Source organism: Dysgonomonas gadei ATCC BAA-286 (genome assembly GCF_000213555.1).
Taxonomy (GTDB): domain Bacteria; phylum Bacteroidota; class Bacteroidia; order Bacteroidales; family Dysgonomonadaceae; genus Dysgonomonas; species Dysgonomonas gadei.
Map to the genome: position 1 here is coordinate 82726 of NZ_GL891992.1, position 17453 is coordinate 100178.

Consider the following 17453-nt stretch of genomic DNA (forward strand, 5'->3'; position numbering starts at 1 on the left):
CAACTATCGGGTTCTTTAGAATCCTTTACGAAATCTTAGATTGTATGGTTAGCTATAAATATGAGGCAGTTGACAGTTACGGATACTTGAACAGTAAGTTTTTGTGGTTATTCGTCTTCGCTTTTTATACACTGATCAGTATTGCTATTGGAATTGTGGTTTTGATTAAAACCAGAAATAAAAAATCGTCTAATATTCCAGTTAAAGGGAGCTAATTATTCATGGGGCATAGCACAAAAGAAGCTCATTTGGTGAGGATTGGGAGAGTATTACTCACTTTCTGTCTTGAAATAAAAGGTATTTACTATGAAAAAATATATTTCTCAAATAATATTAATCTCTTTCGTGTTCTTATATGAAAATACTTCTGATTATTGGGTATATGAATTAGGTGAATGGACATCTATAATAAGACTAACATATATCACCATTTTTCTATGTGCAATAGTGTATACGTTTTATAATATTGTCAAGTGCATTGAGGCCAAATTGAAAAATAAGACGCATAATATTGTCACTATATTGATGATAACAGCACTAATAATACCTTTTTTGATGCCAGGTGGCTTAATTCCGAAAAGAGTTCTTTATAAAGGTGATTTATTGATAGCATACTTGGATGGAGTTGCAGGGAATAATGGTTGGTTAACTCTTTATGGAAATAATACTTACGAATATAGTTATGGTAGAGAACAACTGAAGGGTAAATACAAAATAAAAAATGATACTATTTATTTTGATAGCCCTGAAGGCAAAGATATTTATGATTTCGATTATGGTACATTATGGAATGACAAATCGCATATTTCTTTTGGAAAAGATAGCATAGCATATTCTTATATGAAAGTGATAAAAAATAAACTAATAAAATAATAAGTCTCCAAACATTTCTGTTCGAGGATTTAAACTTTGTGGAGCACAACATCAAAGTCCCGAACCCTTTTTGTGAGGATTTTGGGAAAATTATTAGCTTTGTTCAAAATAAATCAATATGAATATAAAACATACAGGAACATGCTTATGTGGCAAAGTTACATTTGAAATAACAGGTACTTTTGAGCGTTTCTTCCTTTGCCATTGCGAATATTGTCGTAAAGATACAGGCTCAGCTCATGCTGCTAATTTATTTTCTTCGACCGCCAAATTAAACTGGTTATCAGGGGAGAATAACGTAAAAACCTTTGATTTTGAATCATCAGGACATATTAAAAGTTTTTGTCTTGATTGTGGATCTGCACTTCCAAACATTCAGATGCAAGGAAGCTTGCTTGTTGTTCCCGCAGGCAGTCTCGATACAGATGTTCCTATTGTCCCACAAGGTCATATATTTTTATCCCACAGGGCTAATTGGGATAATGATTTACACAAAATTCAAATATTTGAAGAGCTACCCCTGTAATTTTACAGAAGTATTTCGCAAAATATCACGTTGATATCAGGAGATAATATAATAGTTATAGAGTATTGAACTCTTTTTGTGAGGATTTTAAGAAAATAATAAATTTATCTTATGCAATATTTAACTTTATCATTAGAAGTTCGATAACTGAATCAACAATGGATAAATAATATACAGAGTTAAACACTAAAGCAATAATACCTACAATAATAGGAATAAACAATAGTTTATCCTTACAAAGAATACTTTTTATAAAAAAAATGATACCAACAAAAAATGATATTGGGACAAGTAACCCTAAAGACAAAACATAGATGGTATCAAAGGTATGCTCTATTACATAATCCCATCTAGCTGTAAATAATCCGACAAATAACACAAACGTAAATACAACTGATAGACAGAATCCTAAAAGAGATATTATCGAGCTCCTTTTCATAGCTTATATTAATTGTATAAAGTTATTTAGATTACGAATATAAAAATAAATATCCCTAAACTTTTCAAATGCAGGGATATTTATTTGTGGAGCACAGCATCAAAGTATCGAACTCTTTTTGTAAGAATTTAGAGAAAATTGTTAGCTTTGTCAAAAACAGCAAATTATGTGGCTAATATATTCTATACCTATATCATCTATTATTTTGTTTGTCACTTCAATAATTCTAATTATACTTTATTTCAGAAAGCTAAAGATTAACAATCAAAAATCTATATACCTTGTATTGGCTATTAGTTCTTTTATAATTTCACTATTTATAATGATTTTCTTTTTAGCTCTCTGTTATGTAGTAATTGGAGGCTGAGTATAAAATAATCACGTACAAGGATTATATTTTCGTTGAATAATCCGGACTCGAACTACAAAATAAATATCGGATTATCCGCTTTATTTCCCATCTATCTTTATCTATACTATCGAATAAGTAAAAGCAAAGGGATTCAGTAAAAAGTAACACTCTGAAAAGACTTTAATCATGTTACCTTTGTTACCTTTTTGAAATAGTTACAAGTTGTCAACTGATAACTGTTGACTGTTAACTGAAAAAAGTGTTACCTTTGTTACCTTTTAAGATTTGAAAAAGAATGTTGGATATAAGTAAAATAAAAGGAATAATCTTCGACTACGGAGGCACTATCGACAGTAATGGAAAACATTGGGCCGAAGTGCTTTGGGATGCGTATGTGGATAATGGAGTGCCGGTTTCGAAAGAACAATTTCGCGAAGCTTATGTATATGCCGAGCGTTATCTGGCTACACACCCCGTTATTGAAGCAGAGGATAACTTTTTTATATTGCTTAGAAAAAAGATAGATTTACAGATAGATTACTTAATTAATAAAGGTTTTTTACCCGAAAATGATAAAACAAAGAGCTATAGCCTTGCTATTTCGACACAATGTTATACCTTTGTCAGGAGCTTAATAGAAAAAGAGAAGCCCTTGCTTGAAATATTGAAGAGTCGTTATCCTATGGTATTGGTCTCTAATTTCTATGGAAACGTACAATCTGTTTTGAGCGATTTTGAATTACTGGATTATTTTGATGATATAATTGAATCTGCTGTTGTTGGTATAAGAAAGCCCGATCCTGCTATATTTGGATTAGGAGTCCAGAGCCTGGATATTCCGGCTTCTTCGGTAGTGATTATCGGAGATTCTTACACAAAAGACATCGTTCCCGCCCGCAGCCTTGGGTGTCATACTATTTGGCTCAAAGGCACAGGATGGGAAGAGGATGCCGAAGATGCAACAGCCGACCTGATTATAGATGATTTCATAGAGTTGAAATCAGCTTTTCAGCTAGATTGAAAAGAAATCCTTGTTTTTTTGATGATATTATAGTGCCAGCTGTATTGTTGCTACCAATAATGGAAGTTGCCGGGCAAATGTCTTGTGATGGAAAATATCGGGTTGGGATAATAAAATGATAGTGAGGGTACACTTGATGCTATTCTATTATATGTTGTCTGATGAGACAGCAGAATTTAATGTAAGCTGCGGGTTGCAGTATAACTTAAAATTTTAATTAAAAATGGGAAAAGTACAAGTAGGAGAAGCCAAGGGAAAACTTGGTATTCTTACAGTAGGAGTTGGAGCTGTTGCTACAACTTTCATGGCAGGAACGTTGTTAACACGTAAAGGACAAGGAGTTCCTGTAGGGTCAATAACTCAATTGGCTACAATGCGTTTAGGGAAAAGAGAAGAAAACCGCTTTCCTAAAATCAAAGATGCAGTGCCTTTGGCTGATCTTAATGATGTCGTATTCGGTGGATGGGACATTTTTGAAGAAGATGCTTATGAGGCTGCAAAACATGCAGATGTTTTAACAAGAGATGATTTAGACAAGGTTAAAGATGAGATGGCTGCTATCAAACCGATGAGAGCTGTATTCGATCAGGACTTTGTAAAACGCTTGCATGGTACTTGGGTAAAATCGGCTCCTACTAAATGGGAATTGATGGAACAAGTAAAACAAGACATCGAAAACTTCAAGAAAGAAAATAATTGCGATCGCATCGTAGTTATCTGGTGCGGTAGTACAGAAGTGTTTACTCCGCTGGGTGAAGTACACAAAACTCTTGCCGCTTTAGAAAAAGGGTTGAAAGAAAACCATAAAGACATTGCTCCTTCAAACGTGTATGCATATGCTGCAGTATCTATGGGTATACCATATATCAATGGTGCGCCTAACCTGACTGTAGACATACCTGCAATGTGGGAACTGGCTGCAAAAACCCAGACTCCGATATGTGGAAAGGACTTCAAGACAGGTCAGACAATGTTAAAGACCGTATTGTCTCCGATGTTCAAGACCCGTATGCTTGGTCTTAACGGATGGTTCTCTACAAACATCCTTGGTAACCGTGACGGTGAGGTTCTTGACGATCCGGGTTCATTCAAAACAAAGGAAGAATCGAAACTTTCGGTTATCGACAACATCCTTCAACCGGAACTTTATCCTGAACTTTACGGTAATGTTTACCACAAGGTTCGTATCAACTATTATCCGCCTCGCAACGACGATAAGGAAGGATGGGATAATATCGACTTGTTCGGATGGTTAGGTTACAAAATGCAGATGAAAGTAGACTTCCTTTGCAAAGACTCTATCCTTGCAGCTCCTCTTTGCTTAGACCTTGTTCTGTTTACAGACCTGGCTAAACGTGCAGGAATGAGCGGTATACAAGACTGGTTGTCATTCTACTTCAAGAGCCCTATGCACGAGCCTAGCAAGGTTGCAGAGCATGACTTGTTTATCCAATACGTGAAGTTAAAAAATACACTTCGCCAGATGATTGGAGAAGAAACTGTAGACTTTATCGACTAATTCATACCAGAGATAAAATGAGAAGGAGGCATCTGCACAGATGCCTCCTTTTTTATGTATTAACTCTATAATAAGACTTATTTCCTTAGCCTTACATAATCCACAGCATGCCCTTCCCCCTTATGCAATATCAGACTGGCACGCTCACGGGTAGGAAGTATGTTTTTACGCAGATTCTTACGGTTTATTTCTCTCCAGATGGTTTTTGCTGTATTGATCGCGTTCTTGTCGGCAAGTTTGGCAAAACTGTGAAAATACGAATCAGGATTGGTAAATGCCCCTTTTCTGAACTTCATAAAACGGGAGATATACCACTCCTCCAGTTTCTGCTCATCGGCATCGACATAGATTGAAAAATCGACAAAATCGGAAACAAATATACGCGGTTTCTCATTGGGATAGTCCATTCCGCTCTGCAGAACATTCAGTCCTTCCAGGATAAGTATATCCGGCTGGTCTATAACCTGATATTCGTTTGGAATAATATCATAAATAAGATGTGAATACTTGGGCACCTTTACATTTCTTTTCCCTGCTTTCAGGTCGGTGACGAACTTCAATAAAGTCTTTATATCATATGATTGAGGAAAGCCTTTTTTGAGCATAATGCCCTTTTCTTCTAATATCGCATTCGGATACAGGAATCCGTCGGTAGTTATCAGAGATACGCGGGTGTTTTCTTTCCAGCGGCTAAGCAATGCCTGTAATACACGGGCGGTAGTGCTCTTACCCACCGACACACTGCCTGCAATACCTACGATAAACGGTACTTTCATCGATTTCTGATTGAGGAACTTTGTCAGTACCGACTGGCGGCTGGTACGCGCATTGAAGTAATAGCTCAATAATCGGGAAAGGGGAAGGTAAATATCTTCTACTTCATCAATGGAAAGCTCGTAGTCGATACCTTGCAGAGTCAATAACTCTTCGTATGTGAGCGTCATCGGTTCCGAGTCGCGAAGAGCAGCCCATTGATTACGGGAAAACTGAATGTAAGGGCTCGAAGGAAATGTTTCCATTCTTTCATTTTTAGAATAAGAATGCTACAAAGGTAGAAAAACTTACAAGTTATGAGTTATTATAACCGGAGTATTTTATCTATAGGTAAAGCTTATGGCTTTGGAGTTCTTTGAAGTATTGGGATAAGTAATAAGTTGAAAGTAATAAGTTGAAAGTTATATGAGATACGAGTAGACAAAACACGAGATACAAGTTGCTAACTGACGACTATTCACTGGTGAGAGTTTTCGCTCTGCTCAGCAAGCTAATTATTAATTATTCATTCTTAATTGTTTTCCGTGTTACTTTTGTTACCTTTTCAAAATAGTCAGTATTGAGTAAAAAGTATAAAGAGGTTCTAATTGTTAACTGTGGCTGTTTACTGATAAGCGGCAAGCCAATTATTAATTTTCATTCTTAATTATGAATTGCTTTATCTTATTCTGTGTATTTTTGCATGTGAAAAGATTATAATATGATTACTGAACAACATAAAGATACTGCGCAATGGGCCATGCGATTTGCTTTGCAAAACGGATGCCAGGCTGCACGTGTTTCGATTATCACGGCAAACAATAATTCGTTTGAATACCGCAATACACAACTGGACAAATTGCACCAAAGTTCTGAAAACAAATTGTATATCGAGTTTTTTGTCGATGGAAAATATGGTACATTTTCTACCAACCGCATAGAAAAAGCAGGGCTGGAAACATTCATTAAAGAAGGAATCGTATCAACAGGATATTTGGCTCCGGATACACTCCGCCAACTACCCAATCCTGACAGATATTATAAAGGGGACAGTCAGGGACTGGACTTATATGATAACTCATTTGAAAACATCAGTACCGATAAAAAACTGGATATAGCCCGGCAGGCGGTTGAAGAGATATATGAATCGGATAAACGTATCATCTCCATCACTTCATCATATGATGATGGCGTGGGTGCTGAATATATGATTGCCAGCAACGGATTTGAAGCAGAAAGTATAGACTCTGCCTTCAATCTGACAGTAGAGGTTGCCCTGAAAACAGACAGCGATGCCCGGGCCGAATCTTATTGGTTCGACAGTTCTATCTACTGGGATGATCTGAAAAAGACCGGAATAGGAAAGACAGCGCTTGAGAGGTCGCTGCGAAAAATAGGCCAACGGAAAATCAAATCGGGCAGATACGATATGCTGCTCGACAACACCACCGCATCACGTTTATTTTCTCCAATAATGGGAGCGATGTATGGAACAGCATTGCAACAAAAGAATTCGTTCCTGTTAGATAAACTCGGACAGCAGATTACATCCGGCAAGTTGACAATCATTGACACTCCGCATCTTGCACGTTCGTTCGGAGCCAGGTGGTTTGATGGCGAAGGCATCGCCACCAAAGAGCGTGTCATCATAGACAAAGGTATATTACAAACATACTTCATAGACACATACAACTCGCTAAAAATGAATATAGAGCCTACAATAGCTTCACCATCCATTATACAAACTACACCGGGAAGCCAAAGTTTTGACGGATTATTACAATCTGTGCAAAAAGGGATCTGGATAACAGGCTTCAACGGTGGCAACAGCAACCCTACAACAGGCGACTTTTCGTTTGGCATAGAGGGTTTCCTGATTGAAGGAGGTATAGTAACCACTCCTGTAAGCGAGATGAACATTACAGGCAACATACTTGTTCTATGGAAAAATCTTGCAGAAGTAGGAAATGACCCGCGTGAAAGTTCGCCATGGCGGTTACCATCCCTCTTGTTCAGCGATGTAAATTTTAGCGGATTATAAAGCATGAAATTATTCAGATTATTATCAATATTCTTTTTGTTTCCATTATCCATCTTTGCACAAGTTCCTTCCACTGAAGTAAGGGCCGCATGGCTTACTACCAACTGGGGGCTGGACTGGCCTAAACAAGGAACCAGCGTGGATGCGCAGAAAAAGCAATTAAGAGATATTCTTGATCAGTTGCAAGAAGAACATTTTAATGTTGTGTTATTTCAGGCACGTGCACAGGGACGTGTGTTCTACAGATCTAAGATAGAACCTTTGAGTACCTACTTTAATCAGGCGGAAGGTTTCGACCCATTGGCCTTTGCCATTGAGGAGTGCCACAAAAGAGGTATGGAATGTCATGCCTGGCTTGTGACTTACACGATGGATAAAGCTAAGATGAAATATACAGGAAAAGGTAAAAGGCGGAGGGGCACTGTAGTTAAAGACAAACCCGATTACTACAAAGAAGTCCACGGAACCTGGTATCTCGATCCCGGAAGGCCCGAATCAAAAAAGTTAGTTTCATCCATTGTTGACGAAATAGTAAAGAACTATGACGTCGACGGCATACATTTCGATTACATACGCTACCCCAGTAATACTCAGAAGTTCCCCGACGATGACACCTTCAAGAAATATGGTAATGGGAAAAGTTTGCACGACTGGCGCAGAGACAATATAAACCAATTAGTTGCGGATATTTACGACAATGTAAAAGCAATTAAACCTTGGGTGCAGATAAGCAGTTCACCTCTTGGACGGTACCGGGTATTGCAGCATGTGGCACCCAACGATGGCTGGACAGCTTATGAAACCGTCTTTCAGGACGCAGGCCATTGGATGAAAAGCGGTAAGCACGACTTGGTATTCCCTATGATGTATTACAAAGAACACCGTTTCTATCCATTTCTCGACGATTGGGTGGCAAACAGCAACGGAAGGGTTGTTGTACCGGGACTAGGCGTTTATCAAATGGATGAACAAAATTGGTCGTTAGAGGATATCTTAAACCAGATGAAATATACACGGGATAATAATGTGAAAGGACAAGCGTATTTCCGCACGGGAAATATTCTAAGCAATCTGAAAGGGATTAAGGATTCTATCCGGACCTATTACCCTACTCCTGCTAAGTTACCACCTTTGACATGGCTGGATAATATATCTCCAAACTCTCCGATTATTACACAAGTATATAAAGATCAGGGCTATCTGAATATAAAATGGGATGCTCCCGACAATAACGAAACTTACACCTACAATATATACGCCTCTGCTACCGAAGAAATAGACATAAACAATGCCGGTAATATACTGGTTACAGGCTTACATACCAACAGCTACTCATTTCCGGTAACAGTCGGTGAATTCGGGTTCCATTATTTTGTTACAGCCTCTGACAGGTATCACAACGAGAGTGTACAGTCTTTTCCTGCATACTTTGTACATTCAGAGGAAGATCATTAACCCAGTTCGGTCTTGAGCTGATTTATTGTCTTATGCAAAACAGGATGGACGTAATCACCCGCTATCTCAGCCAACGGTAGTAAGACGAAAGCCCTTTCATGTAAGTGCGGATGCGGCAGGATAAGCTTTTCATTAGCATACACCTTATCGTCGAACAATAACAGGTCTATATCGATTATCCTGTCGGCATAAACCATGTTTTCTGACTTGGCAGTACGTCCCATTTCTTTTTCGATTTCCTGTGTTCGTTGCAGTAACTCCATCGGGCGCAATCTGGTCTTTACTTCGCATACTGCATTCAGAAAGCGGTTCTCCGATTCGAAGCCTACCGGTTCGGTAACGTAAAAAGCGGAAGTGGTAACAACTTCACCAATCCGCTCTTCTATTCTGTTTATTGCATGATTAAGGTTCTCTCCTCTGTCTCCCATATTGGAGCCCAGACCCAAGAATACATCATGCTGAATCTCTTTATCCAGTAACATTTAGATTATAAGCATTGCATCACCATATGTACCGAAACGATATTTCTCTTTCACTGCCATATCATATATATCCATAATACGATCATATCCTCCGAAAGCGGCTGTCATCATCAACAGTGTAGATTGAGGCAAATGGAAGTTGGTTACCATTGAATCGGCAATACCAAAATCATATGGAGGGAAGATGAACTTATTGGTCCATCCTTCATTGGTTTTCAAATGCCCATCTGTACTTACAATAGTCTCTATCGCACGCATTACAGATGTCCCCACTGCACAAACACGATGTCCTGCATCTTTTGCTCTGTTTACATGCATGATGGCTTCTTCGGTAATCTGTAATTGTTCCGAATCCATCTTATGCTTGGTCAGGTCTTCCACATCGATATCCCGATAGTTACCCAAACCTGAATGCAATGTGATATATGCAAAATCAATACCTTTGATCTCCATACGCTTCAGCAGTTCACGGCTAAAGTGTAATCCGGCGGCAGGAGCCACCACTGCTCCTTCATTCTTGGCAAAGATAGTCTGGTAACGGTCTTTATCGTCGGCTTCTTCACCTCTGTTCAGATATTTAGGTATAGGAGTTTCCCCTAACGCATAAAGAGCCTTACGGAACTCTTCGCTAGGCCCGTCGTATAAGAAACGAAGTGTACGCCCGCGCGAGGTTGTATTATCAATTACTTCGGCTACCATAGAGTCATCGTCGCCAAAGTATAGTTTATTTCCAATACGGATTTTACGTGCAGGATCTACCAATACATCCCACAGGTGAAATTCTTCATTCAGTTCCCTAAGTAAAAACACTTCGATAGTAGCTCCGGTCTTTTCTTTATTACCGTACAAACGTGCAGGAAAAACCTTCGTGTCATTAAAGATAAATATATCCTTATCATCGAAATATTCGATAATATCTTTAAAAACCTTATGCTCAACTTCTCCGGTCTTTCGATTGACAACCAACAAACGGGATTCATCCCTGTTTTTCGCAGGATGAGAGGCTATCAATTCCTCAGGCAAATCAAACTTGAATTGAGAAAGTTTCATATTCTATATATAAATTAATTTAGTTTCAATTACAATCTACAAACATACAAGGATATATCCTCATATCCTAATCCATAAGGGCGTCTATCGCTTCTTCTATACGTTCCCCCGCAACACACTGGTCGAGAGTAATATCTCCTATCCGGGTACGTTCCAAAGCTGTCAGATGTCCCCCTGAGCTTAAAGCCAAACCAATATCCCTTGCTAATGCCCTTATATATGTACCCTTGCTACATACTACCCTTATCTTTATCTCAGGCATAGTATAATCAAGAAGTTCAATTTCATCTATTACCAGCAGTTTAGGCTTTAATTCAACTTCCTGCCCTTCACGTGCAAATTCATAAGCCCTTTTTCCCTCTACCTTACAGGCAGAATATGTAGGGGGTACTTGCTGAATCTCTCCGATAAACTGTGTCAATATCTGATTAACCAACTCTTCGGTTATATGATCTGCAGGATAAATTCCGTCAACTTCCGTTTCTAAGTCGAAAGACGGAGTCGTCTCCCCTAGTCTTATGGTTGCAATATATTCTTTGGTCTGATACTGGAATGTTTCTATCAGTTTGGTCTTTTTTCCGGTGCAGATAATCATTACTCCTGTAGCAAGCGGATCTAGTGTTCCGGCATGACCAACTTTTAATTTCTTAACCCCCAATCTACGACAAAGCTTGTTCCGCAATTTCCGTACCAAATCAAACGATGTCCAATTAAGCGGTTTATTTATGTATAAGACCTCTCCTGAAATAAAATCCATTAAATGATAGTTAATTCATGTCCCGAAAGCAATAGAGCCAACAGGATGCCACCAACAATAATACGATACCAGCCAAATAGTTTAAAGCCGTATTTAGTTACAAAACCAATAAAGAATTTAATAGCCAATAGTGCCACAATAAATGCAACCACATTACCGATAACCAATACGCCCATATTATCTTTTAACAGTTCAAATCCTGTATCGGACATTATCAGCTTCAGCAATTTATAACCTGTCGCGGCAGCCATAGTAGGAACAGCCAGGAAGAATGAGAATTCGGCCGCATTCTTACGGCTGAGCCCGCGACTCATACCTCCTACAATAGTAGCCATAGAACGGGATACACCCGGTATCATCGCTATACACTGATAACAGCCTATTATAAAGGCATTCTTATATGTAATTTCCTGCTCTCCTTCTTCAGGACGATTAAACCACTTATCTACAAACAGCATAAGGATACCTCCCAAAACAAGCATAATGGACACAACCAATACACTTTCCAGCAGTTCGTCTATCATATCATTAAAAATGAATCCTAATATGGCAGCCGGGATGAATCCCATCAATAGCTTCCAGTAGAACTCATATTTATAGAAAACATATTTCAGAAAACCTGTATTTTCTGACTCAGGAACTTCCCTGAAACGGAAAAAACGTTTCCAATATAATACAATTACCGACAAGATGGCTCCAAACTGGATAATTACGGTAAAAGCCTTTACAAATTCGTTACTTTCAACGCCCAAAAGACTCTGGGCGATAATCATATGTCCGGTAGAAGACACAGGTAAGAATTCGGTCAGGCCCTCTACAATAGCAATAATAATTGCTTCAATAATACTCATTATAAATTATAGTTTTGTGATTAGTCGCGTTCTTTCTTCTCGTCAGCCAATTCCTTCTTACGAGGATATAGAATGCCCACAATCATGAGCAGAAAGCCGGCAAAACAAATCATCGGCGCTACAACAATTCTCCTTGCACTGAAAATATCCGGTTCAAAACCACCTTCAACACTCGATGCAGGCCCTGTCATCAATATAAATCCTACAATGATGAGAACAACAGATACTGCACAAATGATGTAATTCTGTTTGCCAAATGCAAAATCTTTCTTATCCATATTTTTAGACGTGATAAAGTTTATTTGTTGTCATTCTTAAGTACCTGTTCACTGCAGATATTGTAGCAAGAACGGTAATTAATATTCCCAGAATCAATACAAGTCCATATACAATCAGCAATTCGGTCATGGTTACAATCGATATCAGTTCGGGATATTCATTCGTAAAGTAATATATAACCCCTGTTATGGCTACATTAGCCAGGATAGCAGCTATTATGCCCGAAACAACCGTACTCATTATGAACGGACGCCTGATAAAACCATTCGTTGCCCCAACGAGTTGCATTGTATTAATTAAGAAACGCTTCGAATATATATTTAATTGTATTGTATTCCTTATTAATGTAAAGGATATAAGAATAAGTATAACAGCCAGCACGAGAAGAATAGAGCCTACCTTCGACAGGTTCTGATTAGCCAACGCGATATCCTCTTCTTTAAAAGACAAGCCTTTGGTCAATTTGAAATCCTTAAAGCTGGCTTCAACTTTTTTTATACTGTCTGTATTTACATATTCCGATTTGATAAACACATCGAAATAACTCCGGGAAGGATCATAGCCTAGCACTTCTTCGGGATCTCCACCCAAATCATCCACCAGTTGTTTCTTAACTTCTTCCTTACTTATGTAAGTAGTTGATTTAACATAAGGGTTGGATTCTATTCTTTCCTTTGTTTTCTGAATAGTAGCAGCATCCATATTCCCGGTCAGTTCGATGGACATACCCATATTTTCTTTAAAATATGCGGCTAACCCTTTCCCTGTGAAAGCGACCAATATGGTCAGCCCCAACAAAAAAAGCACAAGAGTGATACTTATAGTAGATATTACTCCTGAGGTAAATAAAGATATTGTTCTAGGTTGCCGTTTATCAGACATCTGTACAGAGACAATTAAAGGTCACAGACCTATTTGTTATTTTGCATGTAACAACATTAGTTATGATTAAGTAATGCTGCATAAATAGTCCTCATTCCGAAATAGTCCTTACATGCGGGCACAACGCACCCAAATTCGCTGCAAAGAAACAAAATAAAAGCATGTATTAGAACTATTTTTGTTTTTTTTAATAAATAAGACTTCTTTTTACCGAAATATACAATTTTATACCTATTAGGAAACAGCCCAAGCAGCCTATTTGTTTTTATAATCAGGTTTATTTTTATACTACTTGTTTAGCGCAAACCCGAAAAACGGGAATTTTAACCATTGGCCTAATTTACACTTATTGACTATATACAGTTAAAACCTGACACATCTGACAGAAAATTCAGTTAACAGTCATCAGTCAACAGTTAACAGTGCTGGATTCTGTCATGCTGAACGGAGTGAAGCATCCCGTTTATAAAAAACTCCGTGTTACTCCTTCTACTCCGTGGTTAAAAATAAAAAGTAACAAAGGTAACAGGAAAATCAGTTAACAACTTGTTTCTTGTCTACTCGTATCTCATATTACTTTCAACTTAATACTTAAAACTTACTACTTATTCCAATACTTCAAAGAGCTACAAGCCAACAGCTAATGGCTATCGGCTAAATAAAATATAGATAAACTCTCTGCTTAAAAATGCATATTTCGTGTGTTTGTCAACTTTTAGAAAGGCCGGGATATTTTTATATTTTATTTTTTTTAATAAACATTCCCTTATATGCAAAAAAGAGGCGATGTATTCGTTCAAATATTATTGTATATTTGTGTTTAACAATTAGTATAGGATATAGGTCCTAACAACTATAAGTGACATATTTAACTAACGAAATAATATCATGCAAACAAATGAAACCAAATCGGGGCTAATCCCGGCTAACTTCTCGGGTAAAGTAGATGGGAAAGATGTACAGATGTATGTTCTTACCAATAACAAAGGATCGGAAGCGACCGTCATCAATTACGGTGGAAAAATAGTATCGCTTTCTGTTCCCGGCAAAAACGGAAAACTAACGGATGTCGTACTGGGACATAATAACCTGACTGAATACCTGAATTCGGAGGAACCATATTTCGGTGCGGTCTGCGGACGTACGGGAAACCGTATAGCAAAAGGACAGTTTACACTAGATGGTGTGACATATAAGCTGGCGATAAATAACGGCCCTAACAATTTGCATGGCGGACTGAAAGGATTCAATGCCGTAGTGTGGGATGCCAAACAAATAAACAATCAAACATTAGAGTTAAAATATCTCGCAAAAGACGGTGAAGAGGGATTCCCTGGCAACCTGAACGTGAAGATGATTTATACACTTACGGATAATAACGAATTCTCAATAGATTACGAAGCCACCACAGATAAGGCTACTATCCTTAATCTGACGAACCATTCATATTTCAATCTGTCGGGAGAAGGCGATCCGAGCATAAACGACCATATACTGGTAATGCATGCTTCTGATTACCTTCCTACGGACGATACAGCTATCCCATATGGTAAGCCTGAGGCTGTGAAAGGTACACCTTTCGACTTTACAACTCCTCATGCGATAGGCGAGAGAATAGAAGCTGATTTTGAACAGTTACATTTTGGGAAAGGATACGATCATACTATGATATTGGATAAAAAGGAAGGAGAATGCGCCTTGGCTGTAGAATGCTATTCACCAAAAACAGGTATCCTGATGAATATATCTACGTCCGAACCAGGTGTGCAAATATATACCGGAAACTGGATGACCGGAAACTTCGAGGGAAAACACGGACATCGTTACCCTATGCGTGCCGCCGTTTGCTTCGAAACCCAGCATTTCCCTGACAGTGTTAACAGGCCGGAATACCCTAGCGTCATACTACGTCCGGGAGAAACATTCAAGAGTAAGACTATACACGCATTTTCTGTAAAGAAATAACTCTCATTCATATATTACAGCAGGTGGTAGTGAATACGCTGCCACCTGTTTATTTTATAAGTAAAAGAAAATTTTAAATGTAATTTTTTCAGTCATAACCAATTATTGCTGTTTCGGATACGAAGGCTTTTAATAGGTGTGTGACCTCAGACTATACCTAAATTGTATTATAATGAAGGCATTTTGTCATATATTTTTTATATCCGTCTTATGTATTAGTATATCATGTACTGATAGTAAAAAGAAACTGTTTATCGAAGAAAATACTGATTTTTCCATACGTCAGACATCAGATATGCTAAGGAATGTTGGTGAACCGGACGGCAATAACTATCCGAGATCCACGAATAAAGATGGTAAACTGGTAACAACAGGTATGTACGACTGGACTCCCGGTTTCTTTCCCGGTTCGCTATGGTATTTGTATGAGCTTTCGGGAGATTCTATCTGGAAAAACAATGCTGAAAGATGGACTACCAGCGTGGAATCCTTAAAAACATTCACTGCTCACCATGATCTGGGATTCATGATGTATTGTAGTTATGGAAACGCCCTTAGGCTAGATCCTAAAAATGAATATAAGGACATCATCATACAAAGTGCATATTCGCTGGCAACCCGTTATAGTGAAAAAACCAAAGCCATAAAGTCATGGAACTATCACAGATCTTGGGACGGAGAGGAGTCGCATTTTCCTGTTATCATAGACAATATGATGAACCTCGAATTATTACTTGAAGCCTCAAAGTTATCAGGAGATAAAAAGCTATATGATATTGCTGTGGCACATGCAAATACAACTTTGAAAAATCATTTTAGAGATGATTACAGCAGCTATCATGTTGTTTGCTATGATTCGCTTACCGGAGAAATCCATCATAAAGTTACAGCACAAGGCTTTAGCGATAATTCGACCTGGGCAAGAGGTCAAGCATGGGCTGCATATGGCTTTACTATGATGTATCGGGAGACAAAGGATCCGACATACCTTGAAGCTGCCACCAAGATTATGAACTTCTATCTGAAACATCTCCCTGAAGATTTGGTTCCTGTCTGGGATTTCAATGTTGGCCAAAAAAGTTATATACCAAAAGGAAACTCTTATGCAGTGGAATTTCAAGCAAGCCTAAAAGATGCATCTGCAGCTGCAATAGCATGTTCAGCCTTGTTCGATCTGGGTAGCTTCTCCAAGAATCAGGATTATACAAATACAGCCGTAAATATGTTGAAGAATCTGGCTTCCCCCTCATACAGGGCACAACTAGGGACGAATGGTGATTTTCTGCTTATGCATTGTGTCGGAAGCATACCGCACCATTCGGAAATTGATGTTCCATTGGTTTACGCAGATTATTACTTTTTGGAATCATTAGTTAAATACAAGAAACTGGCACGTTAAATAACTTTACTCAATACAAAAAAGAAGTTTGTGATAAATGTAATTATCACAGACTTCTTTTTCTATACATAAGCCGGTAGAATCTACCGGCTTTCGCTCTTTGATAAATTGGTTTAAGATTCAATATTTAAGGATTTAAAGATTGGGAAAGGTGTTACATGTGTTACTTTTTAACGGGCAGCAAGTCTTAGGTTATATGTTGAAGGTTATATTAGACACAAGTTGTTAACTGATGACTACCACTTATGCGATAGTTTAATAGCTATCAGCTAAAATCTGAGGCACCTGCTACCCTTGTTGCCTTATGAACCAGCCTAAATGATTTCTCATGGCGCTATCAGTATGTATCTAGATGCGGTATGCCTATTCCTCACATACCCAAACAAAAAAAGTCCCTCACTACACTAGTGAAGGACTTCTCTTCTTAAAACGGCGGTAACCTACTCTCCCACTTGCGCAGTACCATCGGCACGACCGGGCTTAACTTCTCTGTTCGGAATGGGAAGAGGTGGAGCCCCGGTGTTATAACCACCTGAATGCTTTTTATAGTGGATAGTTGATAGTGGACAATGTTTTATATGTAACTGTCAACTTTCAACTGTCAACTATATTGACTGATGTAAAAGAGCGAGTATCGTTAACTTATATTCCTAATATAGCAAACCTCTGGTTTGTTGTTCGGTGCCAGTTTTCTACGGTGAGTCTACTGGCACCATTGAAAGCGTCCGGGCAATTAGTACTACTCGGCTATGACATTGCTGCCTTTACACCTGTAGCCTATCTAGGTCGTAGTCTACAACCACCCTTAA

At 38.3% G+C, this 17453-nt stretch carries 15 protein-coding genes and 2 rRNA genes; 8 read left to right on the top strand and 9 right to left on the bottom strand.

The annotated features are described in order from the left end of the window. The first annotated feature begins 306 nt into the window (after nt 1–306). The 4 genes from HMPREF9455_RS19195 (at nt 307) to HMPREF9455_RS19215 (ending at nt 4730) form a co-directional block, all read left to right on the top strand. Complete coding sequence (locus tag HMPREF9455_RS19195) at nt 307–873, top strand: hypothetical protein (RefSeq protein WP_006801422.1); 567 nt, start codon at nt 307–309, stop codon at nt 871–873. A gap of 118 nt (nt 874–991) precedes the next feature. Next, nucleotides 992–1399, top strand: coding sequence for a GFA family protein (locus HMPREF9455_RS19200; RefSeq protein ID WP_006801423.1), 408 nt, complete (start codon nt 992–994; stop codon nt 1397–1399). A gap of 1086 nt (nt 1400–2485) precedes the next feature. Further along, the gene (locus tag HMPREF9455_RS19210; protein ID WP_006801425.1) at nt 2486–3211 is read left to right on the top strand and encodes an HAD family hydrolase; all 726 of its coding nucleotides are present in this window, start codon (nt 2486–2488) and stop codon (nt 3209–3211) included. Between the two features lie 223 nt (nt 3212–3434). After that, on the top strand, nt 3435–4730 hold the full coding sequence (locus tag HMPREF9455_RS19215; protein ID WP_006801426.1) for an inositol-3-phosphate synthase: 1296 nt from the start codon (nt 3435–3437) through the stop codon (nt 4728–4730). A 77-nt stretch (nt 4731–4807) separates the two neighbouring features. Here HMPREF9455_RS19215 and coaA read toward each other — a convergent pair whose 3' ends face one another. Continuing rightward, a complete protein-coding gene (gene coaA / locus HMPREF9455_RS19220; RefSeq protein ID WP_006801427.1) occupies nt 4808–5749 on the bottom strand; it encodes a type I pantothenate kinase in 942 nt (313 codons plus the stop codon). Between the two features lie 455 nt (nt 5750–6204). Here coaA and HMPREF9455_RS19225 point away from each other — a divergent pair, with 455 nt between their 5' ends. Together HMPREF9455_RS19225 and HMPREF9455_RS19230 are read left to right on the top strand one after the other, a co-directional pair. Next, a complete protein-coding gene (locus HMPREF9455_RS19225; RefSeq protein WP_006801428.1) occupies nt 6205–7524 on the top strand; it encodes a TldD/PmbA family protein in 1320 nt (439 codons plus the stop codon). Between the two features lie 3 nt (nt 7525–7527). Continuing rightward, nucleotides 7528–8979: a glycoside hydrolase family 10-like protein gene (locus tag HMPREF9455_RS19230; protein ID WP_006801429.1), complete on the top strand. Its 1452-nt coding sequence runs from the start codon at nt 7528–7530 to the stop codon at nt 8977–8979. Here the strand turns inward: HMPREF9455_RS19230 and folK are convergent. The 6 genes from folK to HMPREF9455_RS19260 all read right to left on the bottom strand — a co-directional run bounded on the left by folK (nt 8976) and on the right by HMPREF9455_RS19260 (nt 13280). Further along, on the bottom strand, nt 8976–9461 hold the full coding sequence (gene folK / locus HMPREF9455_RS19235; protein ID WP_006801430.1) for a 2-amino-4-hydroxy-6-hydroxymethyldihydropteridine diphosphokinase: 486 nt from the start codon (nt 9459–9461) through the stop codon (nt 8976–8978). The two genes, HMPREF9455_RS19230 and folK, sit on opposite strands and share 4 nt — an antisense overlap. Then, nucleotides 9462–10511, bottom strand: a complete 1050-nt coding sequence (gene queA / locus HMPREF9455_RS19240; RefSeq protein WP_006801431.1) for a tRNA preQ1(34) S-adenosylmethionine ribosyltransferase-isomerase QueA — start codon at nt 10509–10511, stop codon at nt 9462–9464. It lies immediately after the preceding gene. A gap of 67 nt (nt 10512–10578) precedes the next feature. Further along, nucleotides 10579–11268, bottom strand: coding sequence for a tRNA pseudouridine(55) synthase TruB (gene truB, locus HMPREF9455_RS19245; RefSeq protein ID WP_006801432.1), 690 nt, complete (start codon nt 11266–11268; stop codon nt 10579–10581). Next, nucleotides 11268–12119 carry an undecaprenyl-diphosphate phosphatase gene (locus HMPREF9455_RS19250; protein ID WP_006801433.1) on the bottom strand — a complete coding sequence of 284 codons (852 nt, stop codon included), beginning with the start codon at nt 12117–12119 and terminating at the stop codon, nt 11268–11270. The genes truB and HMPREF9455_RS19250 overlap by 1 nt, the downstream gene beginning before the upstream one ends. A gap of 20 nt (nt 12120–12139) precedes the next feature. Beyond that, nucleotides 12140–12397 (bottom strand): DUF3098 domain-containing protein, encoded by a 258-nt coding sequence (locus HMPREF9455_RS19255; RefSeq protein ID WP_006801434.1) that lies wholly within the window; start codon nt 12395–12397, stop codon nt 12140–12142. Nucleotides 12398–12401: 4 nt separating this feature from the next. After that, nucleotides 12402–13280 carry a cell division protein FtsX gene (locus HMPREF9455_RS19260; RefSeq protein ID WP_006801435.1) on the bottom strand — a complete coding sequence of 293 codons (879 nt, stop codon included), beginning with the start codon at nt 13278–13280 and terminating at the stop codon, nt 12402–12404. Between the two features lie 888 nt (nt 13281–14168). Here HMPREF9455_RS19260 and HMPREF9455_RS19265 point away from each other — a divergent pair. Continuing rightward, a complete protein-coding gene (locus tag HMPREF9455_RS19265; RefSeq protein WP_006801436.1) occupies nt 14169–15245 on the top strand; it encodes an aldose epimerase family protein in 1077 nt (358 codons plus the stop codon). Between the two features lie 172 nt (nt 15246–15417). Next, the gene (locus HMPREF9455_RS19270) at nt 15418–16644 is read left to right on the top strand and encodes a glycoside hydrolase family 88 protein (RefSeq protein WP_006801437.1); all 1227 of its coding nucleotides are present in this window, start codon (nt 15418–15420) and stop codon (nt 16642–16644) included. Between the two features lie 427 nt (nt 16645–17071). On the opposite strand, the gene rrf is transcribed toward HMPREF9455_RS19270, so the two are convergent. Beyond that, a 5S ribosomal RNA gene (rrf, locus tag HMPREF9455_RS19275) occupies nt 17072–17180 on the bottom strand. A gap of 176 nt (nt 17181–17356) precedes the next feature. Beyond that, nucleotides 17357–17453 (bottom strand): 23S ribosomal RNA (locus tag HMPREF9455_RS19280); the annotation flags it as partial.